This window comes from Mesorhizobium sp. RCAM 05099 (genome assembly GCF_059683685.1).
Genome location: NZ_CM185035.1, coordinates 6761989 through 6777110, shown reverse-complemented (window position 1 = coordinate 6777110; position 15122 = coordinate 6761989). Strand labels below are relative to the sequence as shown.

The window sequence follows — 15122 nt, the reverse complement described above, 5'->3', positions numbered from 1 at the left end:
ATCGGAATGCCGGCTGAGGCGCTGAAGACGCTTTTCCATCCATTCGAGGCCGAGGCTGTCGCCTTGCCGCGAACGGGCGAGCGCGTTCTCTTTCTCGGCGCAGAACCGGGCTTTCGCCTGCCTGACGGCTTCGAGGCGGAGCTTCACCTCGTACAAGGCTTCCGGCCGTACTTTCGCGCGCTGCAGGCTTCCGGTGTCGTCGTCACGCCGCAAGCGGAAGGCGATGGCTTTGGTATGGCGCTTGTGCTTGCCGGCCGCCATCGCGGCCTCAACGAATTGCGTATCGCCCAGGCGTTCGAGAGCGTGGCCCCGGGTGGGTTGATCGTCATTGCCGGCAGCAAGGATGATGGTATCGCCAGCCTGCGCAAGCGCATTGGAGAGCTTGTGCCGCTCGACGGCCATTTGCCGAAATATCACGGCATTGCCTTCTGGCTCCGCCGTCCCGCCGATCTGGCGGCGGCGCAACAACTGCGCGCTGCCAATCCAGCCTTGCTGGTGGAAGGCCGCTTCCATACCGCACCGGGCATGTTTTCCTTTGACCGGATCGATACCGGTTCGAGATTGCTGGTCGAGAACTTGCCCGATGATCTGCGTGGCAGCGTAGCCGATTTCTGCGCCGGCTGGGGCTACCTGGCAGCCGAAATCGCCGCGCGCTCGCCCGGCATTCTGGCGCTCGACCTTCATGAGGCTGACTTCGCCTCGCTCGAAGCTGCAAAGCTCAATCTGGCAGCGGTTAGCCAGTCGATCACACGGAATTTCTTCTGGACCGATCTGCTGAGCGAGCCGGTCGAACGGCGCTACGACGCGATCGTCATGAACCCGCCGTTTCACCGCAGCCGCGCGGCCGAGCCCGAGATCGGGGCCGGCATGATCCGCGCGGCAGCCAAGGCCTTGAAGCCTGGAGGGCGGCTGTTCATGGTGGCCAACCGTCAGCTTCCTTATGAGCCAATACTGTCGGCCGCCTTCTCGAGCCATGCCGAGCTTGCCCGCGACGGCATGTTCAAGGTGCTTTCGGCACGTCGTTGAAGCATTGGTCCGAACCGAAGGTCCGCGTAGGCAGGCGTCGCGCCGTGCTCAATGCAGATTGGCGACGCGTCGGACCTCGTCTGTGGCATACCCGTCGCCAGCCCTGAACTTGAGAGGCGCCGGCCTGCCGAACAGGAAGCCCTGCACCACGTCGCAGCCGGCTGCCCTCAGCAGCGTCGCCTGGCTTTCGGTCTCGACACCTTCGGCAATGATGCTGACGCCGAGCGCGCGCGAAAGCCCGACGATGGTCGAGACGACCGCGCCGGAGCTGGTATCGGTGTCGATGCGGCTGACGAAAGAGCGGTCGATCTTCAGCTTGCCGAACGAGAAATCGATCAGGTAGCTCAGGTTGGAATAGCCGGTGCCGAAATCGTCGACAGCGACCGAGATGCCCATGTCGGCAAGCTGCTTCAGGATGGTGGCGGCGCGGTCACGGTCCTGCATCATCGCCGTCTCGGTCACTTCCAGCTCCAGCCGCGACGGCTTGATACCGGTGCTCGTCATGGTGTCACGCACGATGCCGATGAAGTCCTTGGTCATGAACTGCACGGGTGAGATGTTGACCGCGACGAAGCAGTCGTCGGGCAGATGACGGGCGTCACTGCAGGCCTTGCGCAGAACCCATTCGCCGATCGGACCGATCATACCTGTTTCCTCGGCGATCGGTATGAAATCCATTGGGGGGATCATGCCGCGCTCTGGATGCCGCCAGCGGATCAGCGCTTCGTAACCGATGATGCTGCCAGTCGGGAGATCCAGCTGTGGCTGGTAGTGAAGATCGAAGTCGCCGCGCTCGAAGGCAGTATGCAACTCGGATTCGATCCATTGGCGATGGTCGGCGACCCTGCCCATTTCGGCATGGAAGACAGACCAATTGCCGACCCCGCTTGCGCGCGCGTTCTGCAGCGCCAGATTGGAGCGGCGCAGGATGAGGACGGGATCGATGCCGTCCTTTGGCGTCGCCACTATGCCCACCGACAGGCTGACCGATTGCATGTGGGTGCTGAGCTCATAGGGCTCCATCATCTCGTCGATGAGCCTTTCGATGAAGCTTTCCAGCGTCCCCTGCACCTGATTGTCGGGAAGCAGCACCGCGAACTCGCCGGCGCCAATACGCCCGATCAGCGCTCGCTGCGGCACGCAAGCCTTCAGTCGCTTGGTGAAGGCGCGGATCAATTCGTCGCCTTGACTGTAGCCGATCGCGTCGTTGACCTGCTTGAACCGATCGATGTCGATGTCGATGAGGAACATCGGTTCGCCGGTCCGGCTGGTCGTGCATGCCGCCTCGGCGATCTTGCCAACCATCGCAGGGCGTGCCAGCAGGCCGGTCAGCTTGTCGAAATGAGTTTCGTTGAAGACGAAATCCGCCGATTCATCGACGCCGGCGAAGAAGGACATTGCGGCTCCCGCCGCCGCCAGGGCGCAGAGGGCGGCCATGATCGCGACCATCATGCCCGCGGTTATTCCGGCAATGCCATCGCCGAGACCGAGCTTCAGACCCCAGATACCGAGGACGAAACTGCCAATGCCCGAGCTTGCTATGGTGAGCAGCCGGAACACCGGTGTTCGCTTCGGGTTGCTGACAGCGGGCATTCAAAGGTCCCCAGAGTGCGGGGCTTTCTAGCAGATACCTCCTTAAAATGAGTTTCCGCGAATACGTCCAATTTTATTGGAAGGAATCATCTCTTTACTGGGAAAAGACTATTTCCCAGCGCAGCCTATTCCCGCGCGCCGTCGGTCTGCTTCAATTCATCGAGCGTCGGCATCGAGACGATGTGATAGCCGGAATCGACATAGTGGATTTCACCGGTAACGCCGGAGGCGAGATCGGACAACAGATAAAGCGCGGAGCCGCCGACCTCGTCTATGGTCACGGTGCGGCGCAGCGGCGAGTTGCGCTGCTGGTAGGAAAACATGTGGCGCGCGTCGGAAATCCCGGCGCCGGCAAGCGTGCGCACCGGTCCAGCCGATATGCCGTTCACCCTGATGCCGCGCGGACCGTAGTCGTTGGCGAGGTAGCGCACACTGGCCTCCAGTCCGGCCTTGGCGACGCCCATGACGTTGTAGTTCGGCATGACGCGCACCGACCCCGCGTAAGTCAGCGTGATCATCGATCCGCCGTCCTGCATCAAGGTCGCGGCGTGGCGGGCGATCTCGGTGAAGGAGTAGCAGGAGATCACCATGGTGCGGACGAAATTGTCCCGGCTGGTGTCGGCGTAGAGGCCCTTCAGCTCATTCTTGTCGGAAAAGCCGATGGCGTGGACGATGAAGTCCAGCCCGCCCCATTCCTTGCCCAAGGTCTCGAAGGTGGCGGCGACCGAAGCACTGTCCTCGACATCGCAGGGAACGACCAGCGAGGCGCCGAGCTTGTCGGCGAGTGGCTTGACCCGGCGCCCAAAGGCGTCGCCCTGGTAGGTGAAGGCGAGTTCCGCCCCATGTTCGGACAATTTCCGCGCGATGCCCCAGGCGATCGAATGGTCGTTGGCGACACCCATGACAAGCCCGCGCTTGCCCTTCATCAATCCGTCCATGGTCGGCAGTCCTTATGCGGAATAGCGCTGGAAAACGAGCGTTGCGTTGGTGCCACCGAAACCGAACGAATTTGACAAAACGGTGTCGATCCTGGCGTTGTCGATGCGCTTTCGCACGATCGGCATGCCCTCGAATTCCGGATCGAGGTTCTCGATATGGGCGCTTTCGCCGATGAAGCCGCCTTGCATCATCAGGATCGAGTAGATCGATTCCTGCACGCCGGCGGCACCGAGCGAATGGCCTGTCAGCGATTTCGTCGAGGTGATGTACGGCATCTTCTCGCCGAACACCTCGCGGATCGCGCCCATCTCCTTGGAATCTCCAACCGGCGTCGACGTACCATGCGTGTTGATGTAGTCGATCGGCGTGGCGACGGTCGACAGCGCCTGGCGCATGCAGCGGATCGCACCTTCGCCCGACGGCGCCACCATGTCGTAACCATCCGAGGTCGCGCCATAGCCGACGATCTCGGCGTAGATCTTGGCGCCGCGCGCCCTGGCGTGCTCCAGCTCTTCGAGCACCAGCACGCCGGCGCCGCCGGCGATGACGAACCCATCGCGATTGGCATCATACGCGCGGGAAGCAGTCGATGCCTTGTCGTTGAATTTTGACGACATGGCGCCCATGGCGTCGAACAGGTCCGACATCGTCCAGTCGAGATCCTCGTGGCCGCCGGCAAAGACCATGTCTTGCTTGCCCCACTGGATCAATTCGTAGCCGTTGCCGATACAGTGCGCCGAGGTCGAGCAGGCCGACGAGATCGAATAGTTGACGCCGTGGATCTTGAACCACGTGGCAAGCGTTGCCGACGCGGTCGACGACATCGCCTTCGGCACCGCGAACGGGCCGATGCGCTTGGGGCTGCCGTTCTTCAGCGTGATTTCGGCCGCTTCGACGATGGTGCGGGTGGATGGCCCGCCCGATCCCATGACGATGCCGGTGCGTTCATTGGTAATGTCGCTCTCTCCCAGGCCAGCGTCCGCGATCGCCTGATCCATGGCGACGTGGTTCCAGGCCGCCCCTTGCGACAGGAACCGCATCGCACGGCGATCGATCATGGCGGATGGGTCGAGCGTCGGCGCGCCCCACACCGGCAACGGAAGCCATGCTCGGCGAAGGAATCGGAGAAGCTGATGCCGGATCTGGCGTCATGCAGCGAGGCCTGCACCTCATTGGCATTGTTGCCGATCGACGACACAATGCCGAGGCCTGTGACTACGACACGTCTCATTCGCAACTCCTTCCAGGGGGGCCCGGTCAGCGACCGGTCAGCCGGCCGCCGATTGCTTGGACAGACCGACCTTCAAATCCGTTGCCGAGTATATGGGTTCGCCATCCGCTTTCAGCCAGCCATCGGCGATGCCGAGCACCAACCGGCCGCGCATCACGCGCTTGAAGTCGATGCCATACTCGACCTTCTTCACGGCGGGCGTGACCATGCCTTTGAACTTGACCTCACCGGTCGACAGCGCCATTCCCTTGCCCGGCTCGCCGAGCCAGCCGAGGTAGAAGCCCGTCAGCTGCCACATCGCATCGAGGCCGAGGCATCCCGGCATGATCGGATTGCCGATGAAATGGCAGGCAAAGAACCACAGGTCCGGCTTGATGTCGAATTCGGCACGGATGAAGCCCTTTTCGAAGGCCCCGCCCGTCTCGCTGATCTCGGTGATGCGGTCGAACATCAGCATGGGCGGATAGGGGAGTTGGGCGTTGCCCGGTCCGAACAGTTCGCCGCGGGCGCAGGCCAGCAATTCATCGTAGTCGTAGCTGGATTTCGAACCCGCCATCAATCTCGTCCCCATGTCGTCTTGGGCTATAGCGCGCCCTTGTCGTTGGTTTCCTAACACAATCTGTTTCAGGCCGGAAACCGGCGTTTGCGCTTAACCCGCCCGTCTGCCTGGGTCAATGCGCGCTATTGATCGCATTCGGACGACAGAATATATGTCAGCAGGGGTCCGGTTTGGGCAGGCGTTCATTTTTTTGCCATTCTGGGCGCGTCTTGAGGCGGAACTGTGAGCTTGGACGAATAGATGGACCTGGGCTGCCGGAAGGAAAATGTCGCTGTGGACAAGCGGGTCCGTGAAGCCGGCCTGAGGCCGACACGCCAGCGCATTGCGCTGGCCGACCTGCTTTTCGCCAAGGGCGACCGCCATCTGTCGGCCGAGGAACTGCACGAGGAGGCGGTTGCCGCCGGCGTGCCGGTGTCGCTGGCCACCGTCTACAACGCCCTTCACCAGTTCACCCAGGCCGGGCTGTTGCGCATCCTCGCGGTCGAGGGCGCCAAGACCTATTTCGACACCAACACTTCCGACCACCACCATTTCTACGTCGAAGGCGAAAACCGGATATTCGACATCGCCGGCGGTCCCGTGACTGTTGCCAACCTGCCGGAGCCGCCGGAGGGGATGGAGATCGCCAATGTCGACATCGTGGTGAGGCTGCGCCCCAAACGCCCAACATGATCCGCGAGGAATGAAACCCCTCGATTTGATAATCCGGCTAGAATGGGCCGCCGTGGCGGTCGCCGCCGTCTTGTTCTACGGATCGGTCGGTGTTTCCTGGTGGCTCTTCGGATTGCTCATCCTGGCGCCGGACCTGTCGATGTTGGGCTATCTTGCCGGGCCGCGCGTCGGCGCCATCGCCTATAACGCCCTGCACATCCTTGTTGTACCGGTGCTGCTGCTGCTTGCGGGGCACATGTCCGGCAATGCGGCCGCGATGGCGGTTGCATTGATCTGGATCGCCCACATCGCCATCGACCGGGCGCTGGGCTACGGCCTGAAGCTGTCAACCGGGTTTCAGGACACTCATCTCGGCCGTATCGGGCGCTAGATCGGGACCCTGTCCCTGGGAAAGATCGACGTCAGACAGTCAGAAAGTCAATCCTTGACCCGTTCGCCGGGATAGGCGCCCCAGACAAGTGACTGGGCGAGCCAGCCGGTGTGGCCGTCGAGCGTCATTTCGCACCACTGGCCGTCGCAGGATTTGATCGTACCCATGACACCCGGCTCGACGAGCGCGACCACCCTTGCGTCTTTTTCAGGGCTGTTGACCATGTTGATCTGGCCGCCCTTGCCGCGTTGCCACGGCGCGACGATCGCCGTGCGCCGGCCTGAAAGCAGCGACTGGTTGATCCAGCCTTCCGAACCGTCGGCATCGCGCACGCGGCGCCAAGTATCGAATTCCTGGATGATCTCCATCGGCAGGCCGGCCTTCATATACATCCAGTCGACCGAGTAGTTGGCGCCGGGGCCGACGCGCGAGTTGACGCGGCCGGATTTCAGGCTGACGAATCGCGGCAGCGGCAGGCCGCTCGGCCCGAGCGTGACGACGCTCTGGGCGGGTGCCGCCGCACCTTGTGCGGCCAATTGCGGAGAATAAAGGAGAGCGCCGAGAAATGCTGCGCTGAGGGTCAGGCGAAGCGACGCGAAACCAGACACTTTCATTCCTTTCGGCGCTTGCCTGCCGGCGTCGGCGCCCCTTTTTCTTTGTCTTCGGCGGCACCGCTTGTTACATGGGTAATCGGCACCGCGACCGGCTTCCAGTTTCGCCGGTCTTGGTTAAAGAGGTCTCAACGAGGGAAACAATGGTAGGCAAAAAGAAGCCTCTCGTGGTCATCACGCGAAAGTTGCCTGACCCGGTCGAGACCCGCATGCGCGAGCTGTTCGATGCCCGGCTGAACGTCGAGGACAGGCCGATGACACAGCCGGAACTGGTTGCGGCGGTCAAGGAGGCCGATGTCCTCGTCCCGACCGTGACCGACCAGATCGACGCGGCGCTGATCGCCCAGGCTGGCGACAACCTCAGGCTGATCGCCAACTTCGGCAACGGCGTCGACAAGATCGACGTGGCGGCTGCCGCGAAGCGGGGCATCACCGTCACCAACACGCCGAACGTGCTGACCGAAGATACCGCCGACATGACCATGGCGCTGATGCTGGCGGTACCGCGGCGGCTGGTGGAAGGCGCCAATGTGCTCACCGGTGACAAGAAATGGGCCGGTTGGTCGCCGACCTGGATGCTTGGGCGGCGCATCTGGGGCAAGCGGCTCGGCATTGTCGGCATGGGGCGCATTGGAACCGCGGTCGCCAGGCGGGCTAAGGCGTTCGGCCTTTCCATCCACTACCACAACCGCCATCGCGTGCTGCCGGAGGTCGAGGACGGGCTGGAGGCGACCTATTGGGAAAGCCTCGACCAGATGCTGGCCCGCATGGACATCATCTCGGTCAATTGTCCGTCGACGCCGGCAACCTTTCACCTGCTTTCGGCGCGGCGGCTGGCGCTGCTGCAGCCCACGGCCTACATCGTCAACACCGCGCGCGGCGACATCATCGACGAGGACGCGCTGGTCAAGCTGATCCAGGACGGCAAGATCGCCGGCGCCGGCCTCGATGTCTACGAGCACGAGCCGGCGTTGAACAGCAAGCTGCTCAGGCTCGCCGCCAAGGGCAAGGTCGTGTTGTTGCCGCATATGGGCTCGGCGACCCTCGAGGGCCGCATCGACATGGGCGAAAAGGTCATCATCAACATAAAGGCGTTCGTCGACGGCCACCGCCCGCCGGACCGCGTGCTGCCGCTCAGATCCTGATTCTATCCAAGCGCGACATTTCGCGGCCTTTCAAATGAAAGTCCGGGCTTACGCAAGAGCCTTGCGCATGGTGATCGAAGTCGGCCTGGGATAGCCCGCATGTGCTGTCCGTTCGGTCTCGCGAAAACCGAAGCGGGCAAAGGCCGCATGGTTTCCGGTGAGCTCTATCCGGGTCTGAAGCTCAAGGGCCGCCTTGCCGCGCCTGCGGGCAAGATCTTCGACCGCCTGCATCAGCCGCCGGCCAATGCCTTGCCCCTGACAGTCCGGCGCGACGGCGAGCTTGCCGACATAGAGCTCCGCCTCCTTCTCAAGCGCAAAGACGCAGCCGACGATCCTGTCGCCCTTGAAGGCCACGAAACCGGCCTCCTGCCGCGCCTTGTCGCGCAGAGTGTCGGCGGTAAGCAGCTGCGCCGAGGAGGGCGGGTCGATGACGCCCTCCATCGAAGCGAAGGCACGCATGATCAATGCGAGCACATCGTTCCAACGGTCGAAATCGGCCGGGATCTGGGTAACGGAAACGGCTCCGGTCCGGCCCACGGGTCAGTTTCTCTTGTAGCGGATCGTTTCGAACCGAGCGGCCAGCGCATCGTAGAGCAGCAGCCGGCCAACCAGCGGCTCGCCGATGCCGGTGATCAGCTTGATCGCCTCCATCGCCTGCAGCGTGCCGATGACACCGGTCAGCGCACCAAGCACCCCGGCCTCGGCACAGGATGGCACCACGCCGGGAGGCGGCGCTTCCGGAAACAGGTCGCGGTAGCCTGGGTTGGGCTTGCCATCCTTGCCGTCCTCGAATGGCTTCAGCACGGTCACGGAGCCGTCGAAGCGCCCGACGGCGGCGTGCACCAGCGGTTTCCTCTCGCTCGCACAGGCATCGGCCACCGCATAGCGGGTTTCGAAATTGTCGGAACCGTCAACGACGATGTCATAGCGGGCGACGAGGGCCGCGGTGTTGTCCGGGGTCAGCCTGAATGTGTGCGTTTCGACAATGGTGTTGGGATTGATGCGGGCGATCGCCGCCTGCGCACTGTGTGTCTTCAGCATGCCGACAGTATCCGTCCCGTGAATCACTTGGCGCTGCAGGTTGGAGAGCGACACGGTGTCGTCGTCGACCACGCCGAGTGTGCCAACGCCGGCGGCGGCAAGGTACTCAAGCACCGGTGCGCCCAGTCCGCCCGCGCCGATCACCAGAACCCGCGCCCGCTTCAATCTCTGCTGGCCGGCGCCACCGATTTCGGGCAGCACGATGTGGCGGGCATAGCGTTCGATCTCGTCGGCGGTCAGGGCGGAGCTGGTCATCGCTGGACCATATAGTGGCTGGAAAACCTTGTCAGGCCTTCATGCATGTCGCGCAAAAGTGAGGAGCGGTTTCGGGATGCCGACATGGATGCAACAAAATCTAGACGGTTGGCCCGACCGTACCGTGGTCGACGGTGAGAAACTGCGCACGTCCCTTGAGACTGGAAAACAGCGCCGCGTCGGTGCCGGTCATGAACGCCTGGCAGTTCAACTCTTCCAGAATGGAAAACAGCGCCGCGCGCCGTCCGCCATCGAGATGCGCGGCGATTTCGTCAAGCAGCAGGATCGGCGTCATGCCCGACATTTCGCCGGTCAGCCGGGCGTGCGACAGGACAATGCCGACCAGTAGCGCTTTCTGTTCGCCTGTCGAACAGAGCTCGGCCGGCATCGCCTTGGGACGGTGTCGAACCACGAGATCCGAACGGTGCGGGCCCTCTAGAGTGCGCCCGGCGGCGCGGTCGCGGTCGCGGCCCTCGACGAGCGCCCGGCGGAATCGCTCCTCGACATCGACCGCCGGCGTGGTGGCAACCGCGGCTTCCAGTTCGCCCGCAAGGCCGATGTCGGCCTGCGGAAACGGCCCTGTGTCGGGCAGCTTGTCGATCATCGCGGCCAGCAGGCGCACCGTCTCCGCACGTGCGGCGGCGATCGCCACACCCGTCTCGGCCATCTGTGTCTCGATCGCATCGAACCAGCGATCGTCCCGGGAGCCTTCAGTAAGCAGCCGGTTACGGCCGCGCATCGCCTTCTCGTAGTCGAGCGCGCGCTGGCCGTGGCCCGGATCGATCGCCAGCACCAGTCGGTCGAGAAAGCGTCGGCGATCCGCGGCCGGTCCGGTGAACAACGCATCCATGGCCGGCGTCAGCCACACCACGCGCAGCCATTCCAGCATGTCCTCGGTCGAACGCGCCGCAGCCCCGTTGATGCGTACCCGTCTGCCGCCCTCGCCGGCACTGTCGCCGCCTGAAATTCCAGTACCAATCTCGACCGGGCCGTCGGGTCCATCGAGCCGGGCGTGCAAGGCGAAGCCGCCGTCACCGCCCTCGCGTGCTACATCCGCGTATGGAGCGCGGCGCAAGCCACGTCCCGGCGTCAGAAAGGAAATCGCTTCGAGAAGATTGGTCTTGCCGGCGCCGTTGTCGCCGGAAAAAACCACGGCGCCGGGAGCGAGGTCGATCGCCAGTGCAGCGTAGTTGCGAAAGTTGGTAAGTGTAAGCTTACTTATATGAGTTTGTACCGGCAACCGCCATCCGCCTATAGAGCGGCTCGTCGTTTCACGGAAACGCGAAACCGCCCTATCTCTTTGTTTTCACGCAATCTCCAAGGGAAAGCGCTGTGCGCTTTTCCCGAGAAAACCGTTTCACACTTTTCCTGGAACTGCTCCAGAAGTCGCCGCACCATCGTTCCCGTTGCCGGTCTCATGGCAGACCCGCATTGATGATGCAGCGCCGGCTACACCCTCATCGGCATCAGCACATAAAGTGCGGTTTCGTCCGCCATGTCGTGGATCAGCGTCGGCGAACCGGCGTCGGCCAGCATGAACTTGGCCTCCGTGCCGGTCAACTGCGCGGCGACGTCAAGCAGATACTTGGCGTTGAAGCCGATTTCGATCGGGTCGGATGAATAGTCGGCGGCCAGTTCCTCGGTGGCGCTGCCGGAATCCGGATTGTTGACCGCCAGCGTCACTTGACCCTCGCTGATCGAAAGCTTCACCGCGCGGCCGCGTTCGGAGGAAATGGTCGAGACGCGATCGACCGCGGCAGCGAAGCTCTGGCGGTCGATGATCAGCTTCTTGTCGTTGCCGGTCGGAATGACCCGCTGATAGTCGGGGAAGGTGCCGTCGATCAGCTTCGAGGTCAAAACGACGCTGCCGATGGTGAAGCGGATCTTGGTGTCCGACAGTTCGGTGGTCACGGCAACGTCCGGGTCATCGACCAGCTTCTGCAGCTCGCTCACCGTCTTGCGCGGAATGATGATGCCCGGCATGCCCTCGGAGCCCGCCGGTGCGTCGATCTCGGCGCGCGCCAGACGGTGGCCGTCGGTCGCCACCGAGCGCAGCTTCAGCTTGCCGCCAACCTCATGCGTGTGCAGGTAGATGCCGTTCAGATAGTAGCGCGTCTCTTCGGTGGAGATGGCGAACTGGGTCTTCTCGATCAAGCCTTTCAGGGCGACCGAGTCGAGACGGAAGATATGCGAGAAGGAGCCGGCCGAAAGCTCTGGGAAGTCGGATTGCGGCAGGCACTGCAGGCGGAAGCTCGAGCGGCCGGACGTCACCGTCATGGCGTTGCCGTCCTCGTCTGTCTTGAGCATCACTTCGGCGCCGTCGGCGAGCTTGCGCACGATATCGTACAGCAGATGCGCCGGAACCGTCGTCGCCCCGCCGCGCTCAACCTTGGCGGGCGTCGCTTCCGTCACCTCCAGGTCGAGATCGGTCGCCTTCATTTCCAGGCTGGCGCCCTCGGCGCTGAGCAGCACGTTGGACAGGATCGGAATGGTGTTGCGCCGTTCGACCACGCGGTGGACGTGGTTAAGCGACTTCAGGAGATTTGACCGTTCCAGGATAACACGCATGACGAAACAGGCTCGCTTGAATGAATGACGGGCTCCGGCAAGCGGCGTCCCGCGAAAGGTCTGAACAGGCTCAGAATCTGCGTAAACTGACAGGAAAAAACCAGCAAACGCAAGCCCGCGCCACCGGTTCTGGCCGGCTGCGCGGGCTTTCTGGGGATAAACGGCACGAAGTCCGGGAGCCGGTGTGGAAAATCCGAAATCCGGACCGTTTCCGAGCTGGCCAACGAGCCCATTTCGGGTTCAGGCCTGCACAGGTAACCCATTGAATTCCCGCGTTGTTCCGGCTCGCGCTTCCCGGGCCGGTCAGGCTTGGTCGTTGATCAACCTTCTCAACAGCTCGAGTTCCTGCGCCAGCGTGTTGTCGTTGCCGGAAAGGTCTTCGATCTTGCGCACGGCGTGCAGCACGGTGGTGTGATCGCGGCCACCGAAGCGGCGCCCGATCTCGGGCAGTGAGCGCGGCGTCATCACCTTCGACAGGTACATGGCGACCTGCCGCGGCTTGACGATGGTGCGTGTGCGCCGGTTGGACAGCAATTCGGTTTTCGACACGTTGTAGTGGCGCGCGACGATGCGCTGGATATCCTCGATACGGACCCGCTTCGGCTCGCCCGTGCGATAGATGTGGCCGAGTATCTCGTCGATACGGTCGATGGTGATCTGCGGTTCGAAGGACTGGCGGAACAGCAGCTGATTGAATGCGCCTTCCAACTCGCGTCCGCTGCCGGTCACGGTGCGGGCGACGTGATTGAGGATTTCCTCCGAGATGTCGAGCGATGCGTCATCGATCCTGGCGGTCGCAAGGCGCAATTTGAGCATGCCGATGCGCATGGCGAAATCGGGCGCCGACATTTCGAGCGCGACGCCGCCATTGAGGCGCGACCGGACCCGCGGTTCGAGCGATTCCAGTTCCGACGGCGGCCGGTCGGCGGCAACAACGACTTGCTTGGCGCTGTCCAGCAACATGTTGATCAGGTGGCAGAATTCATGCTGGATCGACTTGCCCTGCAAGAACTGCATGTCGTCGATGATGAGCAGGTCGATGTCGCGCAACTGCTCCTTGAGCGTCAGCGCATTGTTGTCGCGGATCGCGGTGGCAAAGCGCCACATGAAATACTCGGCCGTCAGATAGACGACGCGCGATTTTGGGTTCTGCTTCAGCGATTCCGCTGCGATGGCCTGCAAAAGGTGGGTCTTGCCTAGCCCGACGGTTGCGTGAAGAAAAAGCGGATTGAAGCGCACCGCGCTTGACTGCGATTCCGCTACCGCCTTGGCCGCGGCGAAGGCCACCCGGTTCGACGGCCCCTCGATGAAGGAGCCGAATGTGTAGCGCGGATCAAGCGGAGAGCCGAGCACGTTGTGCCGGAACTCGCTCTCGATCGGTGTGCCCGGACGCGGAGCCGGTGCACGATCTGTCCTGCCGGGGCTGACAGTGCCGGCGGCGAGGGCCGTCTGCGTCTGTCGCGTCATCTTGCGTGCCGGGATCACCTCGGGCTCGGCCTGGCTGCGCCCCTGGCGAGTGGCCGTGCGTACGACGATTTCAATCTTGAGGACATCCGGATCCTCGTGCTTCCATAGTTCGGAAATGAGGTCGAGATAGTGACCGTTGATCCATGAGCGCAGGAAGGCGGTGGGCACCGAGATGCGGACGATGCCCTTGGAAGCTTCCGCGACCTTCATGCGTCCGAACCAGCTCGAATAGACTTCGGTTCCCAGGCGCGCCTTCAACTGAGCCTTGACCCGGTCGAACTTCTGCTCCGCGTCGCTGGAAACAGCCATGTCGCTTGCTCCGATCAAAGTTCCTGGAAATGGGAGGTCGCCCGTAAGCTCCCTTTCGATGCCGCTCTGCATGATCCTTGCCTTTCTGTACCTGTTTTCCGCTGGGGATGCGCCTCCTGCATCCTTGTTCCAGCGACCTGCATCTTCGCTACGATGCCCGTTGCCGCCGCCGGCAATGAACGTCGCCCACTATCCAGGGAAACCGGTGCCGGCCATGGAAGCCAGTCCGCGTTTTTGGTATGTCAGGGCAATACAACACCGTCCGGCGAAATCGCGCCGGCGCGCTGCCTACCTGCCATGTCTCGTTACGCCAGTCCCCTTACCCACATCAAAAAAGACAAACCAACCCATCCGCGGACTTGATCCGCGTTGCAAATCCCGCCAATTTTAGCTGGCCAGTTCAGGCTGGGTTGAGGGCCAAGGGCCCGTCCCTTTCGATCTGTCGACATTACCGAAATCGCTGTGGATAGGGCAAGGCCACCACTAACCGATTTTTAAGGAATCTGGTTACCGCAGAGAGGTTCGAACGCGGTGCCGCAACGGCATATTTTGACAAAGCCATTGTGATTCAAACCCTTTTCCGGCGAATATGAAAAAGCCGGTGCGATCTGAAATTTTCTGAAATAATTTGCTTGACAGCCACTTGTCCCCCATCGCCCCGGCTCGATGTGAACAAGCTGTGGATGACCATCGGTAACTATCTGAATAATAAAGACTATTTCTGAGCGCCGACTTTATCTTTGCAATCGCTTTTCAGGGATATCGGCCATTGGCTTGCACGGCTGTGCCGGCAAAGCATTTCGAACGGCGGAATCCGCAACAGACGCCATTTTCGAGTATTCTTTTTAAGTGCTTGCCGGCAAACGAAAAAAACCCGGCACAATCGGCCGGGTTCGAAGAACGTCAGTCTAGGAAAGTAATGTCAGGCCGACAGTACTTTGACCCGCTGAGCCAGCCGCGAAACTTTGCGGGATGCCGTATTCTTGTGGATCACGCCCTTGGTTGCGGCCCGCATCAATTCGGGCTCTGCGATCTTGAAGGCTGCCTGTGCGGCGGCCTTGTCGCCGGAGGCAAGTGCCTCCTCGACCTGGCGCACATAGGTGCGGACGCGCGAACGGCGGTTCTTGTTGATCGCTGCGCGGCGTACGATCTTGCGCGTTGCTTTTTTGGCCGAGGATGTGTTGGCCATGATGCCTCTCTTCTGATCTGTCGGCGCATGCGGCATGCCGCAGGGCGCAAAAAACAAACGGGCAGCCACGGGGCCGCCTCGGTTGGTGCGGCTTATAGTTCAGCTTTTCCGGCGCGTCAACGCTGCCTAGCCTTCTTTTTGGCGGCT

Annotated in this window: 14 protein-coding genes and 1 pseudogene; 4 read left to right on the top strand and 11 right to left on the bottom strand. The window is 62.3% G+C overall.

All coding sequences use genetic code 11. The features are described 5' to 3' along the window. Positions 1–6 precede the first annotated feature (6 nt). Positions 7–1026, top strand: a complete 1020-nt coding sequence (locus AC56QQ_RS33560) for a class I SAM-dependent methyltransferase (RefSeq protein WP_497124853.1) — start codon at positions 7–9, stop codon at positions 1024–1026. Between the two features lie 48 nt (positions 1027–1074). Here the strand turns inward: AC56QQ_RS33560 and AC56QQ_RS33555 are convergent, their stop codons facing one another. From AC56QQ_RS33555 to fabA, 4 genes and pseudogenes are all read right to left on the bottom strand, one after another. Then, complete coding sequence (locus tag AC56QQ_RS33555) at positions 1075–2619, bottom strand: putative bifunctional diguanylate cyclase/phosphodiesterase (protein ID WP_497124852.1); 1545 nt, start codon at positions 2617–2619, stop codon at positions 1075–1077. A 125-nt stretch (positions 2620–2744) separates the two neighbouring features. Beyond that, entirely contained in the window at positions 2745–3557 is an 813-nt protein-coding gene (gene fabI / locus AC56QQ_RS33550; protein ID WP_489859291.1) for an enoyl-ACP reductase FabI, read from the bottom strand. 12 nt (positions 3558–3569) lie between these two features. After that, positions 3570–4789, bottom strand: a pseudogene (gene fabB, locus AC56QQ_RS33545) (beta-ketoacyl-ACP synthase I). 37 nt (positions 4790–4826) lie between these two features. After that, positions 4827–5345 carry a 3-hydroxyacyl-[acyl-carrier-protein] dehydratase FabA gene (gene fabA / locus AC56QQ_RS33540; RefSeq protein ID WP_091579611.1) on the bottom strand — a complete coding sequence of 173 codons (519 nt, stop codon included), beginning with the start codon at positions 5343–5345 and terminating at the stop codon, positions 4827–4829. 243 nt (positions 5346–5588) lie between these two features. Between fabA and irrA the strand changes: the two genes are divergently transcribed. After that, a complete protein-coding gene (gene irrA, locus AC56QQ_RS33535) occupies positions 5589–6020 on the top strand; it encodes an iron response transcriptional regulator IrrA (protein ID WP_489859293.1) in 432 nt (143 codons plus the stop codon). A 52-nt stretch (positions 6021–6072) separates the two neighbouring features. Continuing rightward, positions 6073–6390 carry a DUF4260 domain-containing protein gene (locus AC56QQ_RS33530; RefSeq protein ID WP_489859294.1) on the top strand — a complete coding sequence of 106 codons (318 nt, stop codon included), beginning with the start codon at positions 6073–6075 and terminating at the stop codon, positions 6388–6390. A gap of 47 nt (positions 6391–6437) precedes the next feature. On the opposite strand, the gene AC56QQ_RS33525 is transcribed toward AC56QQ_RS33530, so the two are convergent. Then, on the bottom strand, positions 6438–6998 hold the full coding sequence (locus AC56QQ_RS33525; RefSeq protein WP_091580049.1) for an SH3 domain-containing protein: 561 nt from the start codon (positions 6996–6998) through the stop codon (positions 6438–6440). A gap of 146 nt (positions 6999–7144) precedes the next feature. Between AC56QQ_RS33525 and AC56QQ_RS33520 the strand changes: the two genes are divergently transcribed. Continuing rightward, complete coding sequence (locus AC56QQ_RS33520) at positions 7145–8146, top strand: 2-hydroxyacid dehydrogenase (protein ID WP_497124851.1); 1002 nt, start codon at positions 7145–7147, stop codon at positions 8144–8146. Between the two features lie 48 nt (positions 8147–8194). Here AC56QQ_RS33520 and AC56QQ_RS33515 read toward each other — a convergent pair whose 3' ends face one another. The 6 genes from AC56QQ_RS33515 to rpsT form a co-directional block, all read right to left on the bottom strand. Further along, positions 8195–8683: a GNAT family N-acetyltransferase gene (locus AC56QQ_RS33515; RefSeq protein ID WP_497124850.1), complete on the bottom strand. Its 489-nt coding sequence runs from the start codon at positions 8681–8683 to the stop codon at positions 8195–8197. A gap of 3 nt (positions 8684–8686) precedes the next feature. Next, entirely contained in the window at positions 8687–9442 is a 756-nt protein-coding gene (locus AC56QQ_RS33510; RefSeq protein WP_497124849.1) for a molybdopterin-synthase adenylyltransferase MoeB, read from the bottom strand. A 100-nt stretch (positions 9443–9542) separates the two neighbouring features. Beyond that, positions 9543–10682 (bottom strand): DNA replication/repair protein RecF, encoded by a 1140-nt coding sequence (recF, locus tag AC56QQ_RS33505; RefSeq protein ID WP_489859299.1) that lies wholly within the window; start codon positions 10680–10682, stop codon positions 9543–9545. Positions 10683–10891: 209 nt separating this feature from the next. After that, the gene (dnaN, locus tag AC56QQ_RS33500) at positions 10892–12010 is read right to left on the bottom strand and encodes a DNA polymerase III subunit beta (protein WP_256748923.1); all 1119 of its coding nucleotides are present in this window, start codon (positions 12008–12010) and stop codon (positions 10892–10894) included. A gap of 303 nt (positions 12011–12313) precedes the next feature. Next, the gene (gene dnaA / locus AC56QQ_RS33495) at positions 12314–13858 is read right to left on the bottom strand and encodes a chromosomal replication initiator protein DnaA (protein WP_497100439.1); all 1545 of its coding nucleotides are present in this window, start codon (positions 13856–13858) and stop codon (positions 12314–12316) included. Between the two features lie 850 nt (positions 13859–14708). Beyond that, positions 14709–14975: a 30S ribosomal protein S20 gene (gene rpsT, locus AC56QQ_RS33490; protein WP_091579634.1), complete on the bottom strand. Its 267-nt coding sequence runs from the start codon at positions 14973–14975 to the stop codon at positions 14709–14711. Positions 14976–15122: the final 147 nt, after the last annotated feature.

Bases quoted from the DNA above. Each gene is read 5' to 3' on its own strand.
- fabI (WP_489859291.1), bottom strand. From the start codon at position 3,557: ATGGACGGATTGATGAAGGGCAAGCGCGGGCTTGTCATGGGTGTCGCC.
- AC56QQ_RS33520 (WP_497124851.1), top strand. From the start codon at position 7,145: ATGGTAGGCAAAAAGAAGCCTCTCGTGGTCATCACGCGAAAGTTGCCT.
- AC56QQ_RS33555 (WP_497124852.1), bottom strand. From the start codon at position 2,619: ATGCCCGCTGTCAGCAACCCGAAGCGAACACCGGTGTTCCGGCTGCTC.
- dnaN (WP_256748923.1), bottom strand. From the start codon at position 12,010: ATGCGTGTTATCCTGGAACGGTCAAATCTCCTGAAGTCGCTTAACCAC.
- irrA (WP_489859293.1), top strand. From the start codon at position 5,589: ATGGACCTGGGCTGCCGGAAGGAAAATGTCGCTGTGGACAAGCGGGTC.
- AC56QQ_RS33560 (WP_497124853.1), top strand. From the start codon at position 7: ATGCCGGCTGAGGCGCTGAAGACGCTTTTCCATCCATTCGAGGCCGAG.
- fabA (WP_091579611.1), bottom strand. From the start codon at position 5,345: ATGGCGGGTTCGAAATCCAGCTACGACTACGATGAATTGCTGGCCTGC.
- rpsT (WP_091579634.1), bottom strand. From the start codon at position 14,975: ATGGCCAACACATCCTCGGCCAAAAAAGCAACGCGCAAGATCGTACGC.
- AC56QQ_RS33510 (WP_497124849.1), bottom strand. From the start codon at position 9,442: ATGACCAGCTCCGCCCTGACCGCCGACGAGATCGAACGCTATGCCCGC.
- dnaA (WP_497100439.1), bottom strand. From the start codon at position 13,858: ATGCAGAGCGGCATCGAAAGGGAGCTTACGGGCGACCTCCCATTTCCA.